The sequence below is a fragment of the Campylobacter sp. 2018MI10 genome, assembly GCF_018501175.1.
Classification (GTDB): Bacteria; Campylobacterota; Campylobacteria; order Campylobacterales; family Campylobacteraceae; genus Campylobacter_E.
The window spans coordinates 1-436 of record NZ_JAHCZD010000097.1; the positions used below are offsets into that span (position 1 = coordinate 1).

At 42.0% G+C, this 436-nt stretch carries 1 protein-coding gene; it reads right to left on the reverse strand.

Annotated features, from left to right (window positions below; translation table 11 throughout):
- A partial coding sequence (locus tag KJR01_RS09835; protein ID WP_250325187.1) for a DNA cytosine methyltransferase occupies window positions 1–419 on the reverse strand: 419 nt, incomplete at its 3' end.
- Between the last annotated feature and the right edge of the window lie 17 nt (window positions 420–436).

Genomic DNA, 436 nt, shown 5'->3' on the forward strand with positions numbered 1-436 from the left:
TGCCATGCCGGTGTAGCTCGTTTGCAGAAAACATCATTGGGGATGTTTAAATTTTCATCAATACAAATGATGAAAACACGAGGTCTAGACTGTGGAACAAATTGAACAGCATCCATAACAATTGCACCAAAGTTGTAGCCTTCACCGGCTACGGACTTAGCAATTGCTTCAAAATCTTTTCCTTCATGTGAGGTAAGTGTTCCATAAACATTTTCAAGAACAATCATTGAAGGCTTTCTATTTTGAAGCCTTAATTCTTGAATTAGTTTAATGAAACCCCAAAAAGTGCCAGATCGCTCACCTTTAAGACCTGCACCATTTCCAGCCAATGAAAGATCCTGACAAGGGAAAGATGCCCATGCTAGATCAGCCGTACCCGGTAGTGAGGTTGAAGGAATCTTGTTGATGTCCTCAACCATGAGGTGATCGCCACCCC